The 7,135-nt window shown below is 70.9% G+C and carries 5 protein-coding genes; all 5 read left to right on the top strand.

What is annotated here, in order from left to right; genetic code table 11:
• Positions 1–437 precede the first annotated feature (437 nt).
• From ACFVWY_RS24360 to ACFVWY_RS24340, 5 genes are read left to right on the top strand one after another with little or no spacing between them, the layout of a single operon-like run.
• Entirely contained in the window at positions 438–1,556 is a 1,119-nt protein-coding gene (locus ACFVWY_RS24360; protein ID WP_389876126.1) for a DegT/DnrJ/EryC1/StrS family aminotransferase, read from the top strand.
• Positions 1,553–2,572, top strand: coding sequence for a Gfo/Idh/MocA family protein (locus ACFVWY_RS24355; RefSeq protein WP_389876123.1), 1,020 nt, complete (start codon positions 1,553–1,555; stop codon positions 2,570–2,572). The genes ACFVWY_RS24360 and ACFVWY_RS24355 overlap by 4 nt, the downstream gene beginning before the upstream one ends.
• Positions 2,562–4,139: a glycosyltransferase family 4 protein gene (locus ACFVWY_RS24350; protein ID WP_389876121.1), complete on the top strand. Its 1,578-nt coding sequence runs from the start codon at positions 2,562–2,564 to the stop codon at positions 4,137–4,139. Before ACFVWY_RS24355 ends, ACFVWY_RS24350 begins: the two co-directional genes overlap by 11 nt.
• Positions 4,136–5,791, top strand: coding sequence for a glycosyltransferase family 2 protein (locus ACFVWY_RS24345; RefSeq protein WP_389876118.1), 1,656 nt, complete (start codon positions 4,136–4,138; stop codon positions 5,789–5,791). The genes ACFVWY_RS24350 and ACFVWY_RS24345 overlap by 4 nt, the downstream gene beginning before the upstream one ends.
• 2 nt (positions 5,792–5,793) lie before the next feature.
• Positions 5,794–7,077 (top strand): nucleotide sugar dehydrogenase, encoded by a 1,284-nt coding sequence (locus ACFVWY_RS24340; protein WP_389876115.1) that lies wholly within the window; start codon positions 5,794–5,796, stop codon positions 7,075–7,077.
• Positions 7,078–7,135 lie beyond the last annotated feature (58 nt).

Here is a 7,135-nt window from a genome sequence, read left to right as displayed (position 1 = left end):
GCGCCCCCCGCCCCCCCCCGCCCCGCCCCCCCCCCCCCCCGGCCCCCGCTCCCCCCCCCGCCGCCGGCCCCCTCGCGGGGGGGGGCCGCCGCCCCCCCCCCCCCACCCCTCCGTGTTTCCCCCTTCGCCGAGCAGTCATGAGGTCTGCGTCACGTTGCCCTTTACCTCCACGAAACCCCCTGTGAAAACCCTGATAATCTGACGCGGCTGCCACTGATCAGTCCGATTCCAGACGGCTGACCGGTGCGTCGGCCCCATAGGCAGAACCAGAAAGCCCTCCGCCCAGGTGTGCCACACCTGAGACAAAAGGGCGATTTGTGCACAATGTTTTGGTACGGAATCGGCCATGCGCCGGGGCGGCGGAGCCTCATTCGACATTCGCAGGCCCTTGGAGTCATCGCCTCTCACATGATCTTGCGGTGTCAAGGAGGGTGTCCATGTCGAGCGACAACGGGGAGATGATCCCTGCGGCCCGACCGGTGATCGGTGAAGAAGAGATCGAGGCCGTGGTGCGCGTACTGCGCAGCGGCCGCGTCGTGCAGGGACCGGAGGTCGCGGCCTTCGAAGAGGGCTTCTCGGAGCTGGTGGACGGACGCCACTGTGTGGCGGTCAACTCGGGCACCTCGGCGCTCCATCTGCTGCTGCTCGCCCTCGGGATAGGTCCGGGCGACGAGGTGATCGTCCCGTCGTTCTCCTTCGCGGCCTCCGCGAACGCGGTCCGCCTGGCGGGCGCCGACGTGGTCTTCGCCGACATCGAGCCGGGCAGCTTCGGGCTGGACCCGGCCGCCGTCGAAGCGGCCGTCACGCCCCGTACGGCGGCGATCATGCCCGTCCACCTGTACGGCCACCCGGCCGCGATGGACGCGCTGATGCCGATCGCGAGGAAGCACGGGCTGGCCGTCGTGGAGGACGCCTGCCAGGCGCACACCGCGGCGCTGGGCGGAACGCCGGTCGGTGCCTTCGGCTCCGGCGGTACCTTCAGCTTCTACCCGACCAAGAACATGCACTCCCTTGAGGGCGGCATGATCACCACGGCCGACGCCGAGGTCGCGCGCACCCTCAGGCTGCTGCGCAACCAGGGCATGGAGCAGCGGTACGCCAACGAGATCGTCGGCGCCAACATGCGGATGACCGACGTGTCCGCCGCCGTCGGGCGCGTACAGCTCGGGAAGGTGCTCGGCTGGACCGAGCAGCGGCGCGCCAACGCCGCGTACCTCGACCAGCACATCAGCGCGCCCAACGTCACGGTTCCGCCCGTCGCCGAGGGTGCACGCCACGTTTACCACCAGTACACCATCCGGGTGCAGGGTGACCGGGACGCCGCCATGGCCAGGCTGACCGAGGCGGGCATCGGCAACGCCGTGTACTACCCGACCCCGATCCACCGGCTGAAGCCGTACTGGGAGCCCGACCAGAAGGCCGGGCGCAACTGGGATCTGCCGCAGACCGAGCGTGCCGCCGCCGAGGTCGTCTCGCTGCCCGTGCACCCCTCGCTGACGGCGCAGGACCTTGAGCGCATCGTCACCGCAGTGAACTCGCTGGGAGAAATACAGTGACCGCAGGACTGAGAGCGGGCCTGGTCGGCCTGGGCTCGATGGGCCGCCACCACGCCCGTGTGCTGGCCGGCCTGGAGGGTGTGGAGCTGGTCGGTGTCGTCGACCCGATGGGGGACAAGAACGGCTGGGCGCAGGGCGCCCCCGTGCTGTCCACGGTCGACGAGCTCATCGCCCTGGGCGTCGACTACGCGGTCGTCGCCTGCCCCACCGCCCTGCACGAGGAGGTCGGGCTCCGGCTGGCCGAGGCGGGCGTCTGCGCGCTGATCGAGAAGCCGCTCGCGGACACCGTGGAAGGCGCCCGGCGCCTGGTCGAGGCCTTCGAGTCGCGCGGCCTGGTCGCGGGCGTCGGCCACATCGAGCGCTGCAACCCGGCGCTGCGGTCGATGCGGGCCCGTCTGGAGGCGGGTGAGCTGGGCGAGGTGTTCCAGGTCGTCACCCGGCGCCAGGGCCCCTTCCCGCACCGTATCGCCGATGTCGGTGTGGTCAAGGACCTCGCCACCCACGACATCGACCTGACGGGCTGGGTGACGGGGCAGACGTACGCCTCGATCGCCGCCCACACCGTGTCGAAGTCCGGCCGCCCGCACGAGGACATGGTCTCCGCCGTGGGCAGGCTCTCCGACGGGACCATGGTCAACCACCTGGTCAACTGGCTGAGCCCGCTCAAGGAACGTTTCACCTCCGTCACCGGCGAGCGCGGCACGTTCATCGCGGACACCCTCACCGCCGACCTCACCTTCCACTCGAACGCCGCGGTCGCCACCGAGTGGGAGGCGCTCCAGGCGTTCCGGGGTGTCTCCGAGGGCGACATGATCCGCTACGCCATCCCCAAGCGCGAGCCGCTGCTGGTCGAGCACGAGCTCTTCCGCGACGCGGTACGCGGCACCGTCCAGGACATCTGCACCCTGCGCGACGGCCTGCGCACGGTCGAGGTCGCCGCGGCGGTCCTGGAATCGGCGCGGAGCGGACGCACCATCACGATCTCCGCGGGAGAGCTGGCCACACATGGATCCTGAGAACATCACGACGCCGCGCCCGGGAAGCCGGGGCCGGATCGTCATGCTCGTCGACAACGGGGTGAACGGGGACTCCCGCGTCCAGAAGGAGGCCCGCTCCGCTGCGGAGGCGGGCTGGGACGTCATCCTGCTCGGGAAGTCGCCCGGTAAGTCCGAGCAGCACTGGATGCTCGGCGACGCCCAGGTCCGGCTGCTCAAGGTGCCCGGACCGATGCAGCGCCGCAGGCACGAGTACCGGCGCGCCCCGCTGCGCTCCCCCCTGGCCTACCGGCCCGGACCGCTCGGCGCGTACCGCAAGCAGAAGATGAAGGCCTGGCGGGCCGACCTCAAGCTCCGCCGCATCGAGGCGAACGAGAACGGGGCGGCGCTGACGAAGGCCGCCCTCCTCCCTGAGCGGGTCAGCGCGAAGGTGGCCAGCCGCTGGGTCAGCACGCGGCTGCGGAGCACCCACGCCCTGGAGCAGCGGCGCAAGCGGATGGACGCTCCGCTGGATCGTTTCACCACGGCGTTCTGGCAGCGCACGATGGGCGACCGGGCCTGGCGCAGGCTCGATCCCTTCCTGCTCGACCTCGATCTCGCCTACGGCAAGGTGATCGACGAGCTGAAGCCCGACCTGATCCACGCCAACGACTTCCGCATGCTGGGCATCGGGGCGCGGGCCGTGATGCGGGCGCGCTCCGCGAAGCGCGACGTCAAGCTGGTCTGGGACGCGCACGAGTTCCTGCCCGGCATCAAGCCGTGGGATCCGCACCCCCGCTGGCACGTCGCGCAGTGCCTCCACGAGCTCGCGTACTCCAAGTACGCCGACGCGGTGACCACCGTCTCCTCGACCCTCGCGGACATGCTGGTCGAGCGGCACGGGCTGGCCGAGAAGCCCGCGGTCGTCCTGAACGCCCCCGACGCGGAGATCTCGCCCGAGCAGGCCGCGGAGCCGGTACCCGACCTGCGCGAGCTGTGCGGCATCGGATCCGACGTACCGCTGGCCGTCTACAGCGGCGCGGCGGCCCCGCAGCGCGGCCTGGACATCATGGTCGAGTCGCTGCCGCAACTGCCCGGCCTGCACGTCGCGTTCATCGTGCTGCGCCCGAACTCCGGGTACATGACGGGACTTGCGGAGCGCGCGGCGGAGCTCGGGGTCGCCGACCGGGTGCACATCCTCCCGTACGTACCGCACTACCAGGTCGTGCGCTTCCTGGCGGCGGCGGACCTCGGGGTCATCCCGATCCACCACTGGCCGAACCACGAGATCGCCCTGATCACCAAGTTCTTCGAGTACTCGCACGCCCGGCTGCCGTTCGTGGTCAGCGATGTGAAGACGATGGGCGCCATGGTCGCGGAGACCGGCCAGGGAGAGGTCTTCACGGCGGAGGACGTGGCGGACTACGTCCGCGCGGTGAAGGCGGTCCTCGCCGACCCGAAGAAGTACCGGGAGGTCTACGACCGGCCTGGACTGCTCGACCAGTGGACCTGGGAAGCCCAGGCGGCGGCGCTCGACGAGGTGTACACGAAGCTGCTGCCCGGTAGTCGTCGCGTATCCGTCGAGAGAGCCGCCGAGGTGACCGTGTGACCGGTAGACCCACTGCCCCCGCCGTGCCCGATGTCACGGTCGTCGTGGCCGTGTACAACACCATGCCCGCGCTGACGGAGTGCCTGGAGTCGCTCGTCGGGCAGAGCATCGGGCTCGGACGGCTCGAGATCGTCGCCGTGGACGACGGGTCCACCGACGGGAGCGGGGAGGAGCTCGACCGTTTCGCGGACCGGTTCCCCGGCACCTTCAAGGTGGTCCACCAGGAGAACTCCGGCGGACCGGCCCGGCCGAACAACGTGGCGCTCGCCGAGGCGACGGGCCGCTACGTCTTCTTCGTGGGCGCCGACGACTACCTCGGCCCCGAGGCGCTGGAGCGTATGGTCGCCATGGCCGACGCGAACGACTCGGACGTCGTGCTCGGCAAGATGGTGGCCGTGGGCAACCGGTCGATTCCGCGGGCGGTCTTCCGCGCCACCGAGGCGAACATCCCGCTCATCGGCTCCGGGGCGCTCTACGCGATCTCCAACACCAAGATGTACAAGCGTGCCCTCATCGAGGAGCACGCCATCCGGTACGCGGAGGACCTGCCGGTCAGCTGCGACATGCCGTTCACACTGGAGATGTACGTCCGGGCCAGGACCATCTCGGTGGTCGCCGACTACGACTGCTACTACGCGGTCCGGCGCGACGACGACAGCAACATCACCTACCGGGCGCGGTTCGAGAACCGTCTGAAGGTGTGCGGGTACGCGCTGGACAAGCTCGCCGAGCTGGCCGGTCCCGGCGAGCTCTACGACGCCTTCGCGATACGCCTCCTCAAGGTCGACCTGGCCTGGATCTTCGGTGAGAACTTCCTGGCCATGACGCCGGAGCGGCGTGCCGAGTGCGTGCACGCCACCGCGGCGTTCATGAAGGACTACTACGGTTCGTCCTTCGACTCCATGGAGCAGCGGCTCAGCGTGCCCGAACGGCTCCGCTTCCGCTGGGTGTTCGCCGGCGAGACCGACGAGCTGGCCGAGCTGGTCAGCATGGACACCTCCGGCACCATGCCGCCGACCGTGCTGGAGGACGGCCGGGCGTACGCCCGCTACCCGGGATTCCGCGACAGCCTCCACGCCCTGCCCGACAGCAGCTTCCAGCTGCTGGGCCCGGTGGCGGGCCGGCTCGGCTCGGGCACCCGGCTGCACTCCGCCGACTGGCACCAGGACGCCGACGGGTTCGCGCTCGACATCACGGTGCGGGTTCCCGTGCTGGGCGACACGGACACGGTGTACGTACGGCTCGCCTCGGGCGCCATGCCCAGCTCCTCCGACAAGGCCGGTGCCCGCCGCCTCGACGAGGGGGAGCAGCTCCCCGCTCCCGTGGGCGACTTCAGCCGCACCCCCGAGCCGGGCGGCCAGGGCACTTTGGTCACCGTCCGGATTCCGCTCCGGCGCACGCGGGCCACGCTCGGTGTCCGGGTCTCGGTCGACGCCGGGGGCCGGACCTACGAGATCCCGGTACGCGGCAAGGGGCAGCCCATGCCGCTCGCCCGACGGTGGGGGGCCGACGACCCCTACCGCGTGGCGGCCCGGGTGAACCCCAAGGGGCGCATGGTGATCAGCACCGGCCCGCTCCATCCGCCCAAGACCTCGCTGGGCTCGCGGCTGCGATCCCGGCTGACCGGCGCCAAGCGCTCCAAGAGGAAGTAACCATGAACATCTGTGTAGTCGCCCTCGGCAAGATCGGTCTGCCGCTGGCCGTGCAGTTCGCCGCCAAGGGCCACCGGGTGATCGGCGCCGACGTCAACGAGAAGGTCGTCGAGCTGGTCAACGCGGGGACCGAGCCGTTCCCCGGCGAGCACGACCTGGACGTCAAGCTCAAGGAGACCGTCGGGGCCGGGCTGCTCACCGCCACGACGGACACCGCGTCCGCGGTCGCGCAGTCCGAGGCCGTCGTGGTCGTCGTCCCGCTCTTCGTGGACGCCGAGGGCACCCCGGACTTCGGCTGGATGGACGCCGCGACGAAGGCGATCGCCGCGGGCCTCAAGCCCGGCACCCTGGTCAGCTACGAGACCACGCTGCCGGTCGGTACCACCCGTACCCGCTGGGCGCCGATGCTGGAGGAGGGCTCCGGGCTGAAGGCCGGCGAGGACTTCCACCTGGTGTTCTCCCCGGAGCGGGTGCTCACCGGCCGGGTCTTCGCGGACCTGCGCCGCTACCCGAAGCTGGTCGGCGGGATCGACGAGGCCTCGGCCGCGCACGGTGTGTCGTTCTACGAGTCGGTCCTCGACTTCGACGACCGCGACGACCTGCCGCGCGCCAACGGCGTCTGGGACCTGGGCACGGCCGAGGCGTCCGAGCTGGCCAAGCTCGCCGAGACCACCTACCGGGACGTCAACATCGGCCTGGCCAACCAGTTCGCCCGCTTCGCCGATGAGCAGAACATCGACGTCCTCAAGGTCATCGAGGCCTGCAACTCGCAGCCCTACAGCCACATCCACCAGCCGGGCATCGCCGTCGGCGGCCACTGCATCCCGATCTACCCGCGGATGTACCTCTGGAACGACCCGTCGGCCACCGTGGTGCGCTCGGCGCGCGAGGCCAACGCCGCCATGCCCGAGTACGCGGTCGACCTGCTCGCCGCCGCCTACGGCGACCTGGACGGAGCGGGCGTGCTGGTGCTGGGCGCGGCCTACCGCGGCGGCGTGAAGGAGACGGCCTTCTCCGGCGTCTTCCCGACCGTCGAGGCGCTCAGGGCGCGGGGCGCGGTCCCGTTCGTCTCCGACCCGATGTACACGTCCGAGGAGCTGGCCGCGCACGGCCTCGTCCCGCACGAGGGCCAGACGGTCACCGCGGCGATCCTCCAGGCCGACCACGCCGAGTACCGCGAGCTGGCCGCCGCCGACCTCCCGGACGTCCGCGTCCTGGTCGACGGCCGCCGCACGACGGACCCGGCCCGCTGGGAGGGCGTCCGCCGCGTCGTCATCGGCGGCTGACCGCACAACCGGTACGGGCAGGGGCCCCGGACGGCCGTCTCAGGCCGTCCGGGGCCCC

Origin of the sequence: Streptomyces sp. NPDC058195, assembly GCF_042883525.1 — a bacterium.
Taxonomy (GTDB): Bacteria; Actinomycetota; Actinomycetes; order Streptomycetales; family Streptomycetaceae; genus Streptomyces.
The sequence above is the reverse complement of the archived record's forward strand: the minus strand, read 5'-3'. Positions and strand labels throughout refer to the sequence as shown.